The following is a 19,619-nucleotide window of genomic DNA, read 5'->3' on the forward strand; positions in this document are numbered from 1 at the left end:
AATGGTGAAATCATGACGACATTAAAAGATGTAGCAGAAGCTGCAAACGTATCTCCGACAACAGTATCTCGAATTATTAATGGTGATAGTTCATTGAAAGTGTCGGATGGAACGCGTGAGACAGTTCAACAAAAAATTGAAGAACTTGGTTATCGGGTTAAAACGAAACGACCAACTGCCGGTAATAAAGTGGCGTTGATTACAGCGCTTTCCGAAGAGCGTTCAGTCAATGATTCCTATTGGCAAAGTATTTGTTTAAGTATTGAACGACATGCAAAAGATATCGAGATTACGAATTTAATCCGACTTAGTGATGATTTTCAGAAACATCAATTAGAGATGTATGATGCTGTCATTCTGGTGGGTGATTTATCTGAGCAATCTATTAATCAATTAGCCTCAATTAATCCCAACTTAGTGGCAGTAGATTCAAAAGCTGAACATATACATGTAACGAATATTGCACCTGATTTTGAGATAGTGATGAAAGAGATTTTAGAATCCTTACAAGCAAATCAATACCAAGCGGTAGCTTACATTGGTGGTATGAATCGTCTACAAGACGTTCAAACAGGGCAAGCTGTAGAAGCCTTGGATGATCGTTATTATATGTACCAATCATGGATGAAAAGTCATGGACAAGCTGATTATAGTTACATCGGAGAATGGGACGCACAGACCGGCTATGACGGTGTTGAAAAATTGTTGGCACAAAGCCCAACATTAAATGCAATCATTGTCGGATCTGATTTAGTGGCCATGGGGGCCATGAATAAACTTAAAGAATTAGAATTAGTACCTGGTAAAGATATTCAGGTAATTAGTTTTGATAATCTTGATTTTTCACAATATTTAAATCCCAGCTTAACGAGTGTTGATTTGAATATTGATGCGTTGGCGCAAATGGCGATAAATCAGGCTGTGAGCTTAGCTCAAGCGCCTAGGGATTGGATGGCCAATATTAAAATTCCAGGCAAAATTTTATACCGAGATACCTACCAAGGTTAGAATTTGTTTTTTTGAAAGCGTTTACACAGGTAAACTGACATGTTGAGTGTTCAGTAAAATTTTACTGAAAGTATTTTTTAGGGATGAATTGATGCGAGCTGGCCTTTACGAGACTTTTGAGCAAGCTGATTTTACAACAAATGTTTATCATTTTAAGGCACTTTAAATCGTAGCATAGAAAAAAACGGTATGGCTGTTAAACCATACCGTTTTTTTTAGAAATTTAAACGAGTTTATGTGCAACAAATTGATCACCAAGATACTTGCTTGTCCAAGCCACGATAATAACGACCGGATAGAGGCTTAAGGGGCAAAGGACCAGGTAGACAAGGGCCATAATTAAGGGACTACGATTAATAAAGACAGACGCTGCTAATGAGGTCACAATCACAAAAATAGGCGAGAAGATACCAACTAAGCTAGCTAAGACACCTGCAAATAGAAAACTTGAAAGCATGGCTGGAAAAATTAATCCACCACGCCAGCCAAGGTAGAAGCCAACGTTAGAAAGAATGGGCTTTCCGAGGGCCACAAGCATTAGAAAAGCAAGTGAATAAGCGGTTGGTTGTTTAACAATCGCGATTAATTGTTGTTGGCCTGAGAATAAAAACATTGTTGAATAGTAACCGACAGCACCAATGATGATACCACCAACGATGGGGCGTAATGTTTGGGGCATGGTCATACGATTTGAAATCTGTTCAGTCCACTTTGTAACGTATTTAAAGTAAATCCCAAAGACAACCCCAGTTAAAATGGCTAATGGTAAGAGATAGAGTTGTTGCCAACCCCAATCCAGCGTGAATTGTTTGAAAATACCAAATAATTCATTCTTTTCAGTATCAAAAATTCGATAGGTGAATAAAAAGGCTAATAGTGCTGAGATACCAGCGATAATATGCACATTGTGCGAACCTTCAGTGACACGGACGGCTTTATTATTATGGGTGAAGCTATTTAAGTCTGGTTTCATCCATTGAAATAATCCGACAATTAATCCAGCTAAAGGTGCTTCGGGTCCAACACTTCCACCAAAACTTAAAACAATCAGGGAAGTGATAAAAACACGAGGAATATCTTGGCGATAAGTCTCGCCTAGATGCTTGTCAACAGTTAGCTCAGCAATGGTGCGAGGGTAGCCGACTGCATATTTTTGAAGTATCCCTAATAGCAGGCCACCAACCACACAAACAACGAATGTATAAGCTGAAGGGCTAAGCCCGACCATTTTAGGTAAAGTTGACCAAAGGGTATCAGATAGGTAAGTTGTTGATGCGGCGAAGATTGCAACGACAACCCCGGCAACAAGTGATTTTAATAAAACCCGCAGTAGAGTTTGTTGATTTTCTTTCTTAATGAACACTAGTTAATCCTCGCAATATTTTAAAAGTATTTAATGTTAATTTTTTTGTCTAAGACTGATTATACTAGTTGTAGCCGTGTACGCAACTGAATTGAGGTAATAAATTCCTAAAATTTTAACTTTCGCTTAATAAAAAACAGCTATGGTGTTCTCTACTAAAAAGGGAATGGTGATATAAAATGATGAAAAAACAACTAGGCTATGCCTTTCTAATTGGGGTACCGCTATTTTATGTATTAGCAGCAATCGTCCCATTTTTACCAGTCGATGTTAAAATTAAAGGCATGCTTGTACCGGCATTAATTGTGATTGCAGATGTATGTTTCTATATTGCTGCGTTGTTCTTAGGTAAAGAAGTGATTACGAAAATTAAAAATAAGTTTTCACGTAAGAAGCAAACTGTAAGTGTTGACGAACAAGTTAAATAAGCTAATTAATATGAGGGGCTATAATCTGTCTGGACATGATATATGTTTTAGAAAGCGTTTTCGTGTGACCAAGTCAACTTTCATTTGCAAGTATCATTTCACGAGCAAATGTGACTGTGAAACCTTTGAAAAAGGACTATCATTAAATTATACAGATGATTCAAAGGAATCATTTATTAAGACAAATGAAGTGTTTTTTTACAGGAGGTAATTCACAATGAAGGCAGCAGTATGGCATAGTCAAGGTGATGTACGTGTTGAAGATGTAGAGCTAAAGCCCCTAAAGGCTGATGAAGTAAAGGTTCGAGTTGCTTATACTGGTATTTGTGGAAGTGATTTGCATGAGTATCAAGAAGGTCCAGTTTTTGTTCCGGTTGAAGCAGCAGATGAATTGACTGGTGGACAAGCACCATTAACAATGGGACATGAATTCTCTGGTGTTATCGCTGAAGTTGGTCCTGAAGTGACCGAATTCAAGGTTGGAGATTCAGTTTCAGTTAACCCAACAATTACGCATCGTAAGTCACCAGACGGTGTTGATGTGTATGATGGATATAGTTTTATTGGGTTGAGTACTGATGGTGGATTTGCCCCTTATGTAAATGTACCTGAAGGAAATTTGTATCATATTCCAGCTGAATTCTCAAAGCGTTTGGCTGCAACAATCGAACCAACGGCTGTTGCGGTTCAAGCGGTTAAAGAAGGTGAATTGAAGTTTGGTGAAACCGTTGCAATTTTTGGTGCTGGTCCAATTGGTGTCTTAGTTGCCGCTGCAGCTAAAGCCGCAGGAGCTACAAAGATTATTGCAATTGATTTGTCAGCTGTTCGTCTTGAAAAGGCCCAAGCTATGGGGGCGACTGATGTGATTAATCCCGCAGAAGTTGATGATACAATTGCTGAAATTGAAAAGATTGTACCTGGTGGCGTTGATGTTTCATTTGAAGTGGCTGGTGTTCAACCAACATTTGAACAAGCTATTGATGCAACACGCCCACGTGGACACGTTGTGATTGTATCAATCTTTGCTAAGCCAATTAGCTTTGATCCAATGCAATTGATGAATGCGGGTGTTAAATTAACAACAAGTATTGCTTACTCACGTGAGACTTTCCAACAAACAGTTGATCTAGTCGCAAGTGGACAAATTGATGTTGCACCCGTTATTACTGACGAAATTGCGCTTGATGATATCGTCGAAAAGGGCTTTGAATCATTGACACATGATAAGAGCCAAGCTAAGATTTTGGTTAACTTAGAAAACGAAGCCGACTAAATATTGATAATAAAAAAGCATGTCAACTAAATTCACTTAGTTGGCATGCTTTTTTTGTTTAATAGAAGAGATATTTTTGCATGAAATCAAGACTTTGAATAATTTCGGGCGTAATTTCGTCCGTTAGGGCATAAGTTAGGAAGGCCATTGAAATCGCAACATACAAATTAGCGCTATAATCTAAAGGTAAATTCATTCGAATCCCAATTGCGGGATGATTTTCGATGAAATAAGTAAATTCATCATGTAGAACTTGATTTACCTGATCTTGAAGTGGATTTGGAATGTCTGTAATGCCTAAACATGCAGAAATTTCCTCTGCATTACTTTGGAAGAAATCAGATAGCTCCAGTAAAATAACCGTTAAATCAGTGAGATTTTGTCGACGTTTACTAAACATTCTTAACTGTTCAGCGTAATAGAGATTAATTTTTTCGATGAGTGCAAATTTATCGACGTAGTGACGATAAAAGGTTGTTCGACTGACATCGGCTGCTGAACAAATTTGATTGATGGTCACTTTGTCAAAAGGGGTGGTTTCAAGCGTTTTGAAAAGACCTTTCCAAATTTGTTGTTTTGTTTTAGGGATTTCAGGACCAATTAACATACAGAAGCTCCTTTTTTACGTAAATAATTTTTTTAAATTTTAAAATGTTGTTATAATATATAAATTATAGCATAAGTTAAAACGATTTCACAGTCCTGAAATGTTGATTTGTCAGCAATGAAAGCGGTTAAAATGTTTTTTAAAAATATTTGTTTTTAGTTAAAAAATGCGCGTATATATTGAATATGTTTAAATCGGCATAACGGATTGAACTAGACCATTAAAAAAGATGCATCATGACGATGCATCTTTTTTTAATTAAGCGGGTTCATTTTTAGAAGAATTAAAGTAGGCTAGTGCTAATCCTAGTCCAGCACCAACTAAACCAGGAACAACCCAACCAAGACCATCACTCGCAAATGGCACAAATTGGTGATAAGCATCAAAGAGTGGCTTTAGAACAGGTGTTGATGCAAAAGGTGCAGCTGCCAAGGCATCTAAACAGGCTGAGGGTGTTACAAATAACATGGTTAGTTGATACACGATAGGAGCACCGCCGAAGAAACGCTTTGTTAAGGAAAGTACGATTAAAGCGAGTACAAAAGGATAGATAAACATCAAAACCGGAACTGACCAAGCGATGATGTTTGTTAAGCCGGCGTTGGCTGTCGCAAATGACCCAACAGCAGAAACAACTAGCCAAGTATTATATGAAAATTGTGGGAAGATTAAATGCATATCATGCGCAAATGAAGAGAATAAACCAACCGCAGTTGTGAAAACAGCTAAGATGACTAAGACACCAGTGAGGACAGATCCAAATGTGCCAAAGTAATGGTTAATGATAGCCATTAATGAGATACCACCATTTTCGGCTGGATTCATGATCGCTAAACTAGAAACACCTAGGACGATTAGGGCTGTATAGATGATCGCTTCAAGGATGATACTAAAGAGTCCAGCTTTAGCCAATGTTTTTGATACTGCGGCACCACGGTAACCAAGACCACGTACGGCATAAACGACAGAAACAGCTAAGGCGACTAGGGCGATACCATCCATTGTGTTATAACCATCTAAGAAACCTTGCATAAACGTATGTGATTGATACATTTCAGAGACAGGTTGTTGAAGATTACCCATGGGGTTAAAAGCAGCGACGGCTAAGATAATCACTAACAATAAGATGAGAACAGGCGTTAGGTAACGACCAATCCAAGCCGTGACACGTGAATCAGTGATACTTAAAACAAAGGCAAGGGCAAAGAAGACGAATGAGAAGGCAACCATCCCCAAGGTCTGCCATTGTTCAGGTAAAAATGGCGCGATGCCCATTGTGAAACCAGTTGCAGCAGTACGTGGTGTGCCAAAGAATGGACCGATGGTCATATGAATTAAGAAGAGCAATGCCATACCAAACCAAGGTGCAACAGGCTTGGCAATGTCATAAACGCTTTCTGAATTCGTCATTGAAACAGCTAACATGGCCAGATATGGAACGACAGTTCCGGTAACTAGAAAGCCAAGTGTCGCGATGAACCAGTTCGAACCGGCCATTTGACCAAGTTGGACCGGGAAAATTAAATTCCCGGCTCCAAAAAACATACCAAAGATGAGGGATGACATGAGTAATAAGTCACCATATTGTTTTCGACGTGATTGTTGCATGGGTGGTACCTCCTAATATATACCATAAAGACAAAAAAACACGATTGGCTACATAAAACAGCCAATCGTGTTATAGAGTTATCCATCACTCATCACAATTGAACTGCTCGCTTTGTTGGTTTAACAAAGCGAGCAACTCAAAAGGAAGCTTACTTCGTTAAACCGAAATAATCTTAATAATTGCGATTTGTTCAATTGTTTGATTTGATAAACGCATAGTGATGAACTCCTTTTCGTGTTTGATTAATTGATGACCTTTATATTAAATAAAAATGAGAAAGATGTCAATGAGGAAATAAAAAATAATTTTAAAAAAGGGAACAAGCGTCTTGTTGAATTAAAAAAGCGCGATTCATTGGAGCCGTGCTTTTTTAATATTATCCCAACTGTGAAAGCTTGGTTAAAGTTGACATATCATCATTGAGATCATCGTAAAGCTTACGATAGAGTGCGAAATACTCGTTATAGATTTCATGACGTTTTGGATCTGGTTCGACTTTTTCGCCGAGCACTTGCCAGTTTTTCACTTGTGAGAGGGTTAATGTTTCAGTCGCTAAACCAGCCAACATGACATCACCAAGGTTAGCCTCGGCATTTTCAATTGGGGTACGAATGGCATATCCAGTAACGTCAGCGAACATCTGGACCCATTCAGGCGACTGAGTGACACCACCAGCTAAGATGATGTAGTCGCCTAGATCTTGACCAGTTAATTCGATTGAGTGACGTAGGGCATACGCAACCGCTTCTTGGAAGGCATGGTAAATATGCTCTTTATTGTGGGCCAATGATAGGCCAAACAAAACGCCCTTAGCATCAGAATTCCAAACGGGGGCACGTTCCCCCATAAAGTATGGCAAGACAACTAAACCGTTACTTCCAGCAGGAATGTCTTTAGCACGTTCACTGAGTACTGCATAGGCATTACGTCCACCTGCTTTTTGTTCTGAGACTTCTAATTCAGCGAAGTTATCACGGAACCACTTGGTAATGGCACCGGCTGTTGCGGAACCACTGAAGTTGTAGTTGAGTTTTTCTGATTTGTAAGGATATGGCCAGACGATTAAGCCTTGATCTTTAATTGGTTCCTCACTGACAAGGGCAGCATTCATTGAAGTTCCAATCGCAGCAACATAACGACCAGGTTCTAAGACGCCCATCCCAACATTCGCTGCACCCACATCGACACCACCAACAATGACGGGCGTGCCAACAGGCAAACCAGTTTCTTCGGCGGCCTTTGTTGTAATGGTACCAACGATTTCAGTCGCATCAACTAAACGGTCAGGCATCATTGAACGGGGGATGTCTAATTCAGCGAGTAATTCATCTGACCACGTGTTTTCATTAATGTCATACACACCACCGATATTCCCAGCAGCCGAATAATTAACGGCAGTATTGCCAGTCAAATCTTTAACAATGAAGGTGTCAGGTGGTAGAAGTTCTTTGATTTGCGCCCAGTTTTCAGGTTCATTTTGCTTAATCCACAAAATCTTTGTGTAACCATAATACGGATCAACAACGTCATTACCTGTGATATCTGATAACTTTTGCAAATCAATATGATCTTTGACCCATTGCACTTGTTCTTCAGCACGGCGGTCCATCCAAATTAAGGTTGGACGGACTTCCTTGCCCTCAGCATCAACAGGTATGCCTGATCCACCGTAAAGGGCTGAAATACCAATGCCTTTAATATCAGTTGGCGTAACACCGCTATTTGTGACAACTTGTTTGATTGATTGTTTGGCAGCAGCCAACCAAACGCTTGCCCATTGCTCAGCCCAAAGTGGCTTAGGTGTTAGAACGTCATATTCTACAAGGCTTTGAGCAATTAACTTACCACTCGTATCCATCAAGACACTTTTTGTCCCTGATGTTCCAATGTCGGTTCCAATTAAATAATTCATAATGCTATCCTATTCTTAAATGACAGGTGCCAGTAAAAAGGGGACTGATTGTTTACCAGGCCGTGAAGGCACCATCGATTCCAAAGTCAGCGCCAGTTGCAAAGCTACTTGCATCAGAGGCTAGATAAACGGCAATTCCTTGCAATTCTTCTGGCTTACCCATCCGACCAAGCGGTGCCCAGTCATTCCAAATATCAATTAATGGCTTCAATTCTTCAGAATTCAAAGTTAAGTCAGTTGCCATGTAACCTGGCGAAAGCGTGTTAACACGAACACCCTTCTTAGCCCATTCAATTGCTAATGACTTTGAAAGTTGAATGACACCAGCCTTTGAGGCGTTATATGAAGCTTGTGGTTGTGGACGATTAACGATGTGCGCAGACATTGAAGCCGTGTTAATAATTGACCCACCACCATGTTCAAGCATGTACTTTCCTGCAGCTTGTGATGTTAGGAAAGTCCCGTTTAGGTTAATGTTGATGACCTTGCTCCATTCTTCGAAGCTTGTCTCTTCAGCAGGGGTGTTAATAACAATTCCCGCATTATTGAAGGCAACATCCAAACCACCTAATTCTGTGGTGATCGTTTCAATCATTTGGTCCACATCGTCTGGGTTTGTCACGTCGGCTTTAACAGCAATCACTTTACGGCCTGTATCAGCAGCAATTTCGTCAGCAGTTGCTTGTGCCTTTTCCAAGTTGATATCAACAATTGCTAAATCAGCTCCCGCTTGAGCTAAACCTTCAGCCATTGACTTTCCTAAGCCTTGTGCACCACCGGTGATATAAATCTTTTTGCCATCTAAACGAAGATTATCCATAACAGTCATAAGAAAAACCTCTTTTCTCAAATATAAGTAACGTCATTAATTAAAAGTTTTAACATGTCTCTGTTTCACAAAGAGTACACCATTAGATTATGATAGCGCTTACAGAATGTCAAGCGTTTTTATAAAATGATTTTACTTAATTGGGGGTAATTTGCGGAAATGTGTTCCAAACAGTACACTTAACATAATGTTTAAGAAGAAAGTTTGAGGGGTTATGGCTGATCAAGGAATGAAAGCAGTGCAAAAGAATAATTTTTCAGAAACCTTTCGCTTGTTTTATGAGCATGAATCGTTATCTAAAAAAGATATTGCACAAACATTAGGCAATAGTTTGCCAACGGTATCAACAAATTTGACGACATTGTTGGAAAGAGGACTGATTCTAAAAGATGGCCGTTTCACTGGTGCGCGGGGCCGTCGCGCCGATCGATATATTTTGAATCCAAGCGCATTTGGTTGTGTGGGGTTAGAAATTTTTCGTGAGTTTGTGTCAATTGTCTTGTTGGGGGCCAATGGAGCGGTACGACAACAGCACCAGCTAATGATTGATTTCAAGAATGAACCGGGCTATTACAAAAAAATTAGTCAAGAAATTCGGAATTTTGTTTCCGATAGTGAGTTTGATGAAGGTGAAATTATTGGCCTAGGTGTCGGTGTGCAGGGATTAGTGTCATCTGATGGTCAAGAAATTTTGTACGGGAAAATCTTAAATATGACCGGGGTAACAACTGACGTTTTTCAACGCTATTTACCCTATCCAGTCTATTTCGTGCATGATGCTGATGCGGTCGCAATTACCGAACAACATGTTGCAAAACGTCAGGCCGATGCAGTCTACCTATCAATTGGAGAACACCTGGGAACGGCAATGATGGTGGATGGACAAATTTATCATGGTACCTTTGGGAGTAGTGGGACAATGGAACATATTTCGATTAATTCAAAATATGGACGTCGTTGTTACTGTGGTAGACGTGGGTGTTTGGAAACTTACGCATCCATATCCGCGTTACTGCATGGACGGACGGAAAATTTGGATCAATTCTTTGAGTTACTGAATGTAGGTGATGAAAAGGCGCTAGAACGCTGGAATAGCTATCTTGACCATTTGGCCCATGCCATCGTTAATTTGCAAATGTTTGCCGATAATACGATTGTTTTGGCAGGAGATTTAGCGCGTTTTATTAATCAAGATACGTTACAGCGTCTTCAAAAACGAATTGCTAAAATATCACCATTTCCCGAAATTGCTGCGCATTTGGAAATTGGAAAAGCCGATCGTTATGTCGTTGCGGAGGGAGCGGGGCTCCCCTATTTACAAGCATATATTGATTCAATTTAAAGCATACCGAGGCGGTATGCTTTTTTATTTTTGTAAAATGAATTAATAAAAAGCTTGTGATTTTTACAAGGCTCAGGCATAATCTTTCTTGTAAGCGTTTGCAAAGAACGCAAAATTATTGTTTTTGGATTGTGAAAAACGATTCTTGGGATACCTTAGGAGAAAGAGGAAGGTTATGAAAAAGTATCTTTCATTTGCTGTTGGTGCCTTTGGGCACGATGCCTTTTATAATACTTTAAGTCTGTATTTTGTGATGTTTGTGACGAGTCAACTATTCGTGACGAATGACCAAAATTTTAATTCAACGATGATTGGTTATGTGACATTACTCATGACAGTTATTCGTGTTGGTGAAATTATGTTTGATCCAATGATTGGTGGGGCTGTTGATAATACCCAGACGCGTTGGGGAAAATTTAAGCCTTGGTTATTGATTGGAACGATTGTCGCCTCATTGATGTTGGTTTTAATTTTTACTGACTTTGGTGGTTTAGCAACAAACAAACCAATGCTTTACTTGGTTTTGTTTGGAATTGCCTTTTTGCTATTAGACGTGTTCTATTCATTTAGTGATATTGCATTGTGGTCAATGTTGCCAGCCTTATCATTGGATAGTGAAGAACGGACAAAATTTGGAACATTCTCACGTTTTGGATCAACCTTGGGTGCCCAAAGTGTGATTATCATTATTGTCCCCGTCGTAACCTTCTTCTCAGGTATCTTTGGTGCCTCAGCGGGCGAGCAAAATAAGTGGGGATGGCTTGGTTATGCCATGGTTATTGCCTTGCTTGCTTCAGGTGGTGCAATCTTCCTTTCTCGAAATGTGAAGGAAGATGAAAATGTGATTCGTGAAAATGTGGAACATACACGTTTCCGTGATGTCTTTAAAGTGATTGGCTCAAATGACCAATTGATGTGGTTAGCATTGAGTTATTTCTTGTTTGCCTTTAGTTATGTGATTAATAATTCACTCTTGTTGTACTATTTCCGTTATGTGCTTGGACATGCTGAAGCTTATACAATTGTTGGTGTGATTACTTGTTTCTTAGGTGTATTGTCCGTATCAATTTTCCCAGCATTAGCGGCAAAAATTGGACGTAAGTATGTTTATATTGGTGGGATTGGCATCATGTTAATGGGATTCATTGTCTTTGCTGTTGCGGGACAAAGTGTACCCATGGCTTTGGTTGCATCATCAATAATTTTCTTCCCGTATCCATTAGTATTTTTAGCTACGCTGATGACGATTAGTGATTTAGTTGAGTATGGGCAATTGAAGAGTGGTAAGCGTAATGAAGCGGTGACACTATCAGTGCGACCTTTGATTGATAAATTAGCCGGTGCATTCTCGAATGGAATTGTGGGAATCGTGGCAGTGGGTGCCGGAATGACTGGTAATGCATTACCAAGTGATATTACGCAATCTGGTTTGTTACAATTTAAAGCCTTTATGTTCTATGGACCAATGGCATTGCTTGTTGTGTCAGCCCTTATCTTCTTATGGAAGGTGACTTTGACCGAAAATAAGCATGCTGAAATTGTTGAAGAACTTGAAGAGCGTTTGACAGCTGAAGATGCATAAAGTAATCAATGCAAAAATATACCTATGTCTATTCACTAGATATGGGTATATTTATTTGTCAGCACGTGGCTATAATTAAGCAAGAACGATATTGTTGATCAGTTATATTTAGGAGGAAACACGATGATTACACAAAACACATTTGGTAAAGTTCAAGGACAGGATGTTATCCGTTATACAGTTGAAAATCAGCATCAAACTCGGATGAGTGTGCTTAATTTTGCTGGTATTTTACAAGAATTCTCTGTCGTTGATGCTGATGAACGCATAAATTTATTGCTATCGTCGGACCGAATTGAAGGTTTCACCGAAAATCCTTTTAATATAAATCGCGTTATTGGTCGGACCGCCGGACGAATTAAAAATGGGACTTGGACCCAAGCGGGGGAAAAGCATACGGTACCAGTAAATGACGGCCCTAATTCACTACATGGTGGTGCTGAAGGAATTGGGAACCAATTTTTTGATGTGACAGTGGATGCAGATGCGAATCAGATTGTGCTCACGTATCTTGCTCAAAACGTTGATGATGGATTCCCTGGTGATTTAAAGGTAAAAGTTGTGTATACACTGACTGAGACTGATGAAATTAAAATTGATTTTGAAGGTCAGCAAGCAGGAGAAGCGGGGCTATTTAATCCAACGGTACATGCCTATTTTAATTTAGGTAATGCCGAAGCGACCGATTTAATGCAGCATGATTTAATGATTAATGCTGAGCAACATTTAGAAACGGACCAAGAAAAATGCCCAACCGGTGTCTTTACTAATAATGCGGGGACTCCCTTTGATTTAAAATTCCGACATGATTTAGGCACAATTTTACCAGAGATGCATGCAAGTACGGATGAACAAGGTTTTGATGATGTATTCGTTGTGCCAGCTGATTTCAATCAAATTGCGGCTAGTGTTAGTGATCGTGCGTCTGGTCGCCAAGTCGATATTTACTCGGACCGAAATGCAATTGTTGCTTTTACTGCGAGTCAGATGGACAACCAAGTACGCTATTTGAATCGTGGGACTAGTAAACCGTGGATGGCAGTTGCTTTAGAAGCTCAGATGTTACCAGATACGCCAAATCATTCGGATTTTGGAGATGTCTCAATTGACGCAGGCGCATCGACCGATTACCACATCATGTATAAATATCATAAAAACTAAGCGAATCAACTTTACTTAAGTGTTATAAATCTAAAAGCTTTGTAAATGATTGATTTAAGTTGGTTTTGACTTCCTAGTTTAAAAAGAAAGCGGTTACAAATTTAGGCGTTAGTGTTATACTTTAGTAAATGTTTACTAAAAGGTTTTTGGAGGATAGGATGATGGACGAAATTTTTGATAAATTAATTGCGGCATATCAATCAGAATTTGGGACAATGCCCACTGATAAATTTTTCTCACCAGGGCGGATTAACTTAATTGGCGAGCACACTGATTATAATGGCGGACATGTATTTCCAGCTGCCATTACAATTGGGACAAGTGGCGTTGCAGCAAAGCGTGATGATGACCTAGTAAAATTGTATTCTTTGAATTTTCCGGATGAACATATTAGTTTTTCGATCAACGATGATGAAAAATTACCTAATCATGCCTGGGGAAATTTTGTTAAAGGGGTCTTAATTGCAATGCGTCAGTTTGGTAATACCTTTGACACTGGATTTAATTTATTAATTGAAGGGAATATTCCAAACGCGTCTGGATTATCATCATCTTCATCCCTTGAATTATTAGTGGGTGTCGTCTTGAAACGATTGTACAATTTACCAATTCCTAGATTACAGTTAGTGGCTAGTGGACAGCGTGCTGAAAATGATTATATTGGCGTGCAGACCGGAATCATGGATCAATTTGCAATTGGCTATGGAGAAGAAAATCAAGCGATTTATCTAGATACGAATACCATGATTTATGAGATGGTTCCTGCTGATTTTAAAGATTATGACGTGATTATTATGAATACAAATAAGCGTCGTGAATTAGCTGATTCAAAATATAATGAGCGTGTTGCTGAAACACAAGAGGCGCTACGCCGTTTACAATTAAAGCTCGATATTCATACACTGGGAGATTTGGACGCTAAAACTTTTGATGAGCATGCTTCAATGATTGGTGATGAGACCTTGATTAAGCGGGCCCGGCATGCGGTATATGAGAATGAACGAACCATTAAAGCCAAAGCTGCTTTAGCTGATAATGATTTAGTGACCTTTGGTGCGCTCTTAAATGCATCGCATACGTCTCTAAAAGATGATTATGAGGTGACCGGAATTGAATTAGATACCCTGGTTGCGACTGCTCAAGAAAATCCGAATGTTTTGGGTGCGCGTATGACTGGAGCTGGTTTTGGTGGCTGTGCGATTGCATTAGTTAAACATGATGCGGTTGAAGCACTAGAACAGGCCGTTGAATCAGCATATGTTAAAGCAATTGGGTATGCCCCTGCTTTCTATGAAACACATATCGGGGATGGTGCCCGTTTTGTTGGAGAGGTATAGGGGTAGTTTCATGACGATTGAAAAACTTATTCAGTCTTTTGTCGCAGCAATTATTGCAGGTAGTGATTATGAAAAGTTTGATAATACCTATTTGTTTAATCAAATTTTAGGTTGGATTGGGAATCCTGATCTAACTGAGGCGCTGGAAAGCGATGTATCCCAGGTTGATACTTTAGAAATGATGGATACGTTGGTCACTATTGCCGAAAAAAATGGTAGCTTAGACCAACGTCAGATGAATCGTGATATGCTTGGCGCACAATTAATGAATTTTTTTGTACCACGTCCATCAGTTGTTAATCATCGTTTTCAACAATATTTAATCGAGGGTCCACAAGCTGCGACGAACTATTTTTATCAATTATCACAAAAGTCAAACTATATTAAAACGCGTGAAATTGCAAAAAATGACAGTTTTGATGTGACAACACCTTATGGGGATCTCGAAATTACGATTAATCTTTCGAAGCCGGAAAAGGACCCTAAGAAAATTGCTTTAGCAGGAAAGTCAACTTCTAAGCAATATCCAAGTACAGCGTTAGATATGAATAATGTCGGATTTTGGGGAAGTCAAAATCAGGCGGCTCGGGTCAATCATCGTGTTGTGGATGTCGTCTTAGATGGTGAAACATGGGGACTTCAGTATTCACCTTATGCTTACTTTGCTGAACATTGTATTGTGTTAGCGAAAACAGCACGTCCAATGAAAGTCGATGTTAAGCATTTGAAACAACTGATGGATTTTGTTGATCAATTCCCGGATTATTTTATTGGATCAAATGCTGATCTCCCAATTGTAGGTGGGTCAATTCTATCGCATGATCATTTTCAAGCGGGGAAGCATACCTTCCCGATGGCAAAAGCGTCATTGCGAGAACTAATAACGATTCCGGGCATTGATTTAGAATCAGCTGGCATTGTCAATTGGCCGATGTCTGTCATTCGTTTAATGGACCAGGACCAAGACAAGCTTTTGTTGGCAAGTGAAAAAATTATGCAAGCATGGAATAACTATTCCGATTCAGCTTTGTCGATTCAAGCTACCGATGCACAACAAACACGGCATCATACGGTAACGCCAGTGGTACGCAAGGAGCATGCAACCTATGTGGTAGATTTGGTATTACGCGATAATAATACTTCGATTGAATTTCCCGACGGTATTTTTCATCCACATCCTGATGTGCAACATATCAAGAAAGAAAATATTGGTTTAATTGAAGTCATGGGGCGTGCGATTTTGCCACCACGTTTAAAGCGTGAGTTACAAGATGTTGAACAATATTTGCTAGATCAGCCAAATGATATTCAAGCCATGCATTTAGCTTGGGCTGATCAAATCAAGGACAATCAGGTCGTCACACCAGAAAACGTTCATGCAGTCGTTAAGGATGCAGTCGGGCATGTGTATATGCAGGTGCTGGCTGATGCAGGTGTTTTCAAAGATGATACAACTGGTCATGCTGGATTTAAACAATTCATTGCTTCTATATAAATAAAAACGCACATGAAATTTATCATGTGCGTTTTTATTGTATTAGAAATACCAGCCGTAAGGGGCCTGCCTATATAATTGATCAATGACTAATTGATGTTGTTCGTTAAACATTTTAGGTTGGTCAGCGATAGAGACATATTCTAGTGCCAAGGTTTCGTCACCATCAGGGACTAGTTCACCGCCAACCTGGGTGACTTCGAATATGAAGCACGGAATCTGAGCTTTATCGCCTGAAGGGAACACTTGATGAAAATTTGTATCGACACCGATTAATGCTGTTATTTCAACATCTAAACCAGTTTCTTCTTTGAATTCTCTTTGTAAGGAAGTCATCGCACTTTCATTTAAATTTTGCATGCCGCCAACAAGGCTCCAGCCGGTTGAACCATCACCGCGTTTTTCTAAAAGAATTTTAGTACCGGTTTCATCGAATAAAACACCTGTAACCCCGGTCATAATGATTTCATCATGGCCGATTTTTGAACGTAAATCTTTAAAATATTTTTCCATTACCATAAGCAGACACTCCTTCATTAATTAAAATCCTTGAGAATATGATTTAATTTTATCACAGAAGGTTGAGGAGTACTCGTAAGCTGAGTTGTTAAAAATTTTTTGAAATGAAAAAATTAAGCATCATGACTAAAATGTTAGATTATTATTGTTAGTAATAAGTTAATAACATTTAATCTGTATTATTAATGTCGTTTATATTTTTATGGATAGCACAGCGACTAATTTAACAATTGACGACTTAAAACGTTTAACTTAAACTTATCAGGCGCATTTAATTTTATTAATTTTTAATAAGAAAAACAATCGATTGTATTTTCAAACAGAGAGGTCATATGCAAAATTTAGAAAATGCTACCGTGAAAAAAATAGCCCTAGCAACAGCGATGTTTGGCATGGGTTTAGTTGGTACGCCGGACGTTAAGGCGGATGAGATTAAGCAACACGCTTCAACAACAGTGAATACGGAACAACCAATAGCGAGAAAAGCAACTGTGCGACCAGAAAGCACACGGGCGCTATCAGGTATTCAGGTTAAGCCAAAAAATAAGCCTGATTTAAAACAGCAACCATTAGTGAAAGCGGGTCAAGCTCAAACAAAGCCAGTGGATGGTCCTAAAACAGGTGGTCAACAAGCGTCAGGATTGAAACCTAGCGCTTCCAAAGTTGCGCATACGGGCACGAATTCAAAGCAATTCGAACAAGACAATCAAAAAACGATTTCAAGACAAGTTCAGGCGACCCAAAATAGGCGTACGGAGAAAAAGGTTGAACAACTGCAAAGCCAACCGTCTGATAAGCAACGAGCTGAAAAGAAGATATTGCCACAAGCGTCTAAAGCAAAAAAAGAAATCAAGCCGGTGGCAAAACAAGTGGGTGACAAAACACAATCGGTTGGACAAAAGGGGCAATTGCAACGTCAAGTCGCTGATAAGCAACAACCAGAAGCTAAGGCATTGCCACAAACGCCTAAAGTAAAAGATGAAACCAAGCCCGTTTCAAAACAAACTGCTGACCGAGTAAAACCGATTCGAAAAAAAGCAATTGAAACGAACTTGAATAAGGGGTTACCTGCGGACTATGTCCCCAAAGATTACCATTATTCAGTAACGCAGGAACAAAATGCACGTTATTTGTACCAATTCTTTTCAGAGCGGGGTTGGAGCCGCAATGCGATTGCCGGTATGTTGGGGAATATGATGGTTGAAAGTTATCTATTACCCGATATTACTGAGTTTGGCGGCGGTGGTGGTTATGGATTGGTCCAATGGACACCAGCGGATAAATTAATTAATTGGGCGAAAGAAAATGGTTATGATCATCGCACTCTTTTTGCGCAGAGTATGCGGATACAATATGAAATGACCCACGGCATTCAATTTTACCCATCGAGCGCCTATCCAATCAATGCAGCTGAATACATGCAAAGTCAAGATTCGGCCTATCACCTAGCAAAGGTGTTTTTATCAAATTATGAACGACCATTTGAGAGTAATCAGCCTGAACGTGGAAATATTGCCATGTATTGGTATAAGTTTTTAGGAGCAAAGGAGGCTAAAACGAATGTCGTGCAAGTGCCGGGTGAAAAAACAAGTCAAAAACGCAAGCAAGGATATGAATTCAAAAATGGGGCTTGGTATTACTATCAAAATGGTAAGCCCATTAGTGGCTTCCGTAAATTTGGCCAGAATATGTTGGAGTATTATCGCCAAAGCGACCATACACAAGTTCGCAATAACTATGTGCAAGTAGGCACGAATGTGTATTATTTCGATGGTAAAGGTGATGCAATCAGTGGTTTCCGTAAATTTGGCCAAAACATGCTGGAGTATTATCGCCTAAGCGATCATACACAAGTCCGCAATAACTATGTGCAAGTTGGACCAGCTGTGTATTACTTTAATGGTGAGGGTGATGCAATTAGTGGCTTCCGTAAATTTGGCCAAAACATGCTGGAGTATTATCGCCTAAGCGACCATACACAAGTCCGCAATAACTATGTGCAAGTAGGGACGAATGTGTATTACTTTAATGAAGAGGGTGATGCAATTAGCGGATTCCGCAAGTTTGGTCAGAATATGTTGGAGTATTATCGCCCAAGTGATCATAAGCAAGTTCGCAATAACTATGTGCAAGTGGGAGCAAAAGTGTATTACTTCAATGGAGAGGGTGATGCAATCAGCGGATTACATCGTGTCAATCAACAACGCTTGGAATATTATGATGCTAAACATCATGCACGTGTTCAAAATGGCGTGGTGCACCTTAAACAAGGTGAATATTATTTTGACAAAACTGGTAAGGCGGTTGATGGTTTATATCAACACGCCCCAGGCAAAATTGCTTGGTATCATCCGAATTCTTTTGTGCGTGTGAAACAACCAGGCTATCATGCGATTAAAAAAAGTTATGTGTATCTCAATTCAAAAGGGGACGTGGTTACCGGATTTAGAAAGTATGGGAAATCTGGGTTAGAATATTATGACCTTAAAACAGGTATTCAAAAACGGAATCAACATTTAGTGATGGCGGGAAAACGTTACTTCTTTAATAAAGATGGAGATGCTGTAGGTGGATGGCAGAAGTTTGGTAAAAGAGACATGTATTTTGATTTGAAAACACATGTTGCGGTGCAAAAAAAGCAGCTAAAAATTGGCAAAATTAATTATCAGTTTGATGCTAATGGTTTTGCAACACGCAAGGGATGAACATGACCGATAAAAATTTAAGAATTTTCAAAATTGAAACTTTTTACCATGAATTTTGGCAGCAGGCTTAATATAATAATTCTCGCTATTGATTTTTTGGTTGTAATAGTAAAAATTCATTTTTTGGAGGTCGTACAAATGGGTACAATTTGGATGCTAATCGTTGGTGCTATTATTGGTGCCATTGGTGGTGCAATTACGAAGTCATCAATGGGGTGGATTGCTAATATTGTTGCTGGACTTGTTGGATCATGGTTGGGTGAAACCCTCCTTGGTTCATGGGGGCCACATATGGCTGGTATGGCATTAATTCCATCAATTATTGGTGCGGTTGTTGTTGTCATTGTCGTCACTTGGGTCATGCAACGTTTCTCAAATTAAACAATTTTAAAGCGTCGTGAGCAGAAGTATGCTCAGGCGCTTTTTTTGTGGTCAGGACTGAATTGACT

The 19,619-nt window shown here is 39.4% G+C and carries 16 protein-coding genes; 10 read left to right on the top strand and 6 right to left on the bottom strand.

Annotation, left to right across the window (positions count from 1 at the left end; translation table 11 throughout):
- Positions 1-12: 12 nt before the first annotated feature.
- Positions 13-1,008: a LacI family DNA-binding transcriptional regulator gene (locus IV67_RS00895; RefSeq protein ID WP_057786196.1), complete on the top strand. Its 996-nt coding sequence runs from the start codon at positions 13-15 to the stop codon at positions 1,006-1,008.
- 223 nt (positions 1,009-1,231) lie between these two features.
- Here IV67_RS00895 and IV67_RS00900 read toward each other — a convergent pair whose 3' ends face one another.
- Complete coding sequence (locus tag IV67_RS00900) at positions 1,232-2,371, bottom strand: chloride channel protein (RefSeq protein ID WP_057786198.1); 1,140 nt, start codon at positions 2,369-2,371, stop codon at positions 1,232-1,234.
- 179 nt (positions 2,372-2,550) lie between these two features.
- Between IV67_RS00900 and IV67_RS00905 the strand changes: the two genes are divergently transcribed.
- Together IV67_RS00905 and IV67_RS00910 are read left to right on the top strand one after the other, a co-directional pair.
- A complete protein-coding gene (locus tag IV67_RS00905) occupies positions 2,551-2,799 on the top strand; it encodes a transporter suffix domain-containing protein (RefSeq protein WP_057786200.1) in 249 nt (82 codons plus the stop codon).
- Positions 2,800-3,016: 217 nt separating this feature from the next.
- The gene (locus IV67_RS00910) at positions 3,017-4,072 is read left to right on the top strand and encodes a 2,3-butanediol dehydrogenase (RefSeq protein WP_057786202.1); all 1,056 of its coding nucleotides are present in this window, start codon (positions 3,017-3,019) and stop codon (positions 4,070-4,072) included.
- Positions 4,073-4,130: 58 nt separating this feature from the next.
- Here the strand turns inward: IV67_RS00910 and IV67_RS00915 are convergent, their stop codons facing one another.
- The 4 genes from IV67_RS00915 to IV67_RS00930 form a co-directional block, all read right to left on the bottom strand.
- A complete protein-coding gene (locus IV67_RS00915) occupies positions 4,131-4,679 on the bottom strand; it encodes a TetR/AcrR family transcriptional regulator (RefSeq protein WP_057786204.1) in 549 nt (182 codons plus the stop codon).
- 258 nt (positions 4,680-4,937) lie between these two features.
- Positions 4,938-6,287 carry a branched-chain amino acid transport system II carrier protein gene (brnQ, locus tag IV67_RS00920; RefSeq protein ID WP_057786206.1) on the bottom strand — a complete coding sequence of 450 codons (1,350 nt, stop codon included), beginning with the start codon at positions 6,285-6,287 and terminating at the stop codon, positions 4,938-4,940.
- A 377-nt stretch (positions 6,288-6,664) separates the two neighbouring features.
- On the bottom strand, positions 6,665-8,200 hold the full coding sequence (locus IV67_RS00925) for an FGGY-family carbohydrate kinase (RefSeq protein WP_057786208.1): 1,536 nt from the start codon (positions 8,198-8,200) through the stop codon (positions 6,665-6,667).
- 52 nt (positions 8,201-8,252) lie between these two features.
- Positions 8,253-9,029: an SDR family oxidoreductase gene (locus IV67_RS00930; protein WP_057786210.1), complete on the bottom strand. Its 777-nt coding sequence runs from the start codon at positions 9,027-9,029 to the stop codon at positions 8,253-8,255.
- A gap of 214 nt (positions 9,030-9,243) precedes the next feature.
- Here IV67_RS00930 and IV67_RS00935 point away from each other — a divergent pair, with 214 nt between their 5' ends.
- The 5 genes from IV67_RS00935 to galT all read left to right on the top strand — a co-directional run bounded on the left by IV67_RS00935 (position 9,244) and on the right by galT (position 15,946).
- Entirely contained in the window at positions 9,244-10,371 is a 1,128-nt protein-coding gene (locus tag IV67_RS00935) for an ROK family transcriptional regulator (protein WP_057786212.1), read from the top strand.
- Positions 10,372-10,546: 175 nt separating this feature from the next.
- Positions 10,547-11,953, top strand: a complete 1,407-nt coding sequence (locus tag IV67_RS00940; protein ID WP_057786214.1) for a glycoside-pentoside-hexuronide (GPH):cation symporter — start codon at positions 10,547-10,549, stop codon at positions 11,951-11,953.
- A gap of 123 nt (positions 11,954-12,076) precedes the next feature.
- The gene (locus IV67_RS00945; RefSeq protein ID WP_057786216.1) at positions 12,077-13,114 is read left to right on the top strand and encodes an aldose epimerase family protein; all 1,038 of its coding nucleotides are present in this window, start codon (positions 12,077-12,079) and stop codon (positions 13,112-13,114) included.
- A gap of 161 nt (positions 13,115-13,275) precedes the next feature.
- Positions 13,276-14,451 (top strand): galactokinase, encoded by a 1,176-nt coding sequence (locus tag IV67_RS00950; RefSeq protein WP_057786218.1) that lies wholly within the window; start codon positions 13,276-13,278, stop codon positions 14,449-14,451.
- A gap of 10 nt (positions 14,452-14,461) precedes the next feature.
- Positions 14,462-15,946, top strand: coding sequence for a UDP-glucose--hexose-1-phosphate uridylyltransferase (gene galT / locus IV67_RS00955; protein WP_057786220.1), 1,485 nt, complete (start codon positions 14,462-14,464; stop codon positions 15,944-15,946).
- A gap of 42 nt (positions 15,947-15,988) precedes the next feature.
- Here the strand turns inward: galT and IV67_RS00960 are convergent, their stop codons facing one another.
- Positions 15,989-16,465: an NUDIX hydrolase gene (locus tag IV67_RS00960; protein WP_057786222.1), complete on the bottom strand. Its 477-nt coding sequence runs from the start codon at positions 16,463-16,465 to the stop codon at positions 15,989-15,991.
- A 332-nt stretch (positions 16,466-16,797) separates the two neighbouring features.
- Between IV67_RS00960 and IV67_RS00965 the strand changes: the two genes are divergently transcribed.
- Both IV67_RS00965 and IV67_RS00970 read left to right on the top strand, forming a co-directional pair.
- On the top strand, positions 16,798-19,170 hold the full coding sequence (locus IV67_RS00965; RefSeq protein ID WP_057786224.1) for a phage tail tip lysozyme: 2,373 nt from the start codon (positions 16,798-16,800) through the stop codon (positions 19,168-19,170).
- A 138-nt stretch (positions 19,171-19,308) separates the two neighbouring features.
- A complete protein-coding gene (locus IV67_RS00970; protein WP_057786226.1) occupies positions 19,309-19,551 on the top strand; it encodes a GlsB/YeaQ/YmgE family stress response membrane protein in 243 nt (80 codons plus the stop codon).
- The last annotated feature ends 68 nt before the right edge of the window (positions 19,552-19,619 follow it).

It is taken from the genome of Weissella minor (assembly GCF_001437425.1).
GTDB lineage: Bacteria > Bacillota > Bacilli > Lactobacillales > Lactobacillaceae > Weissella > Weissella minor.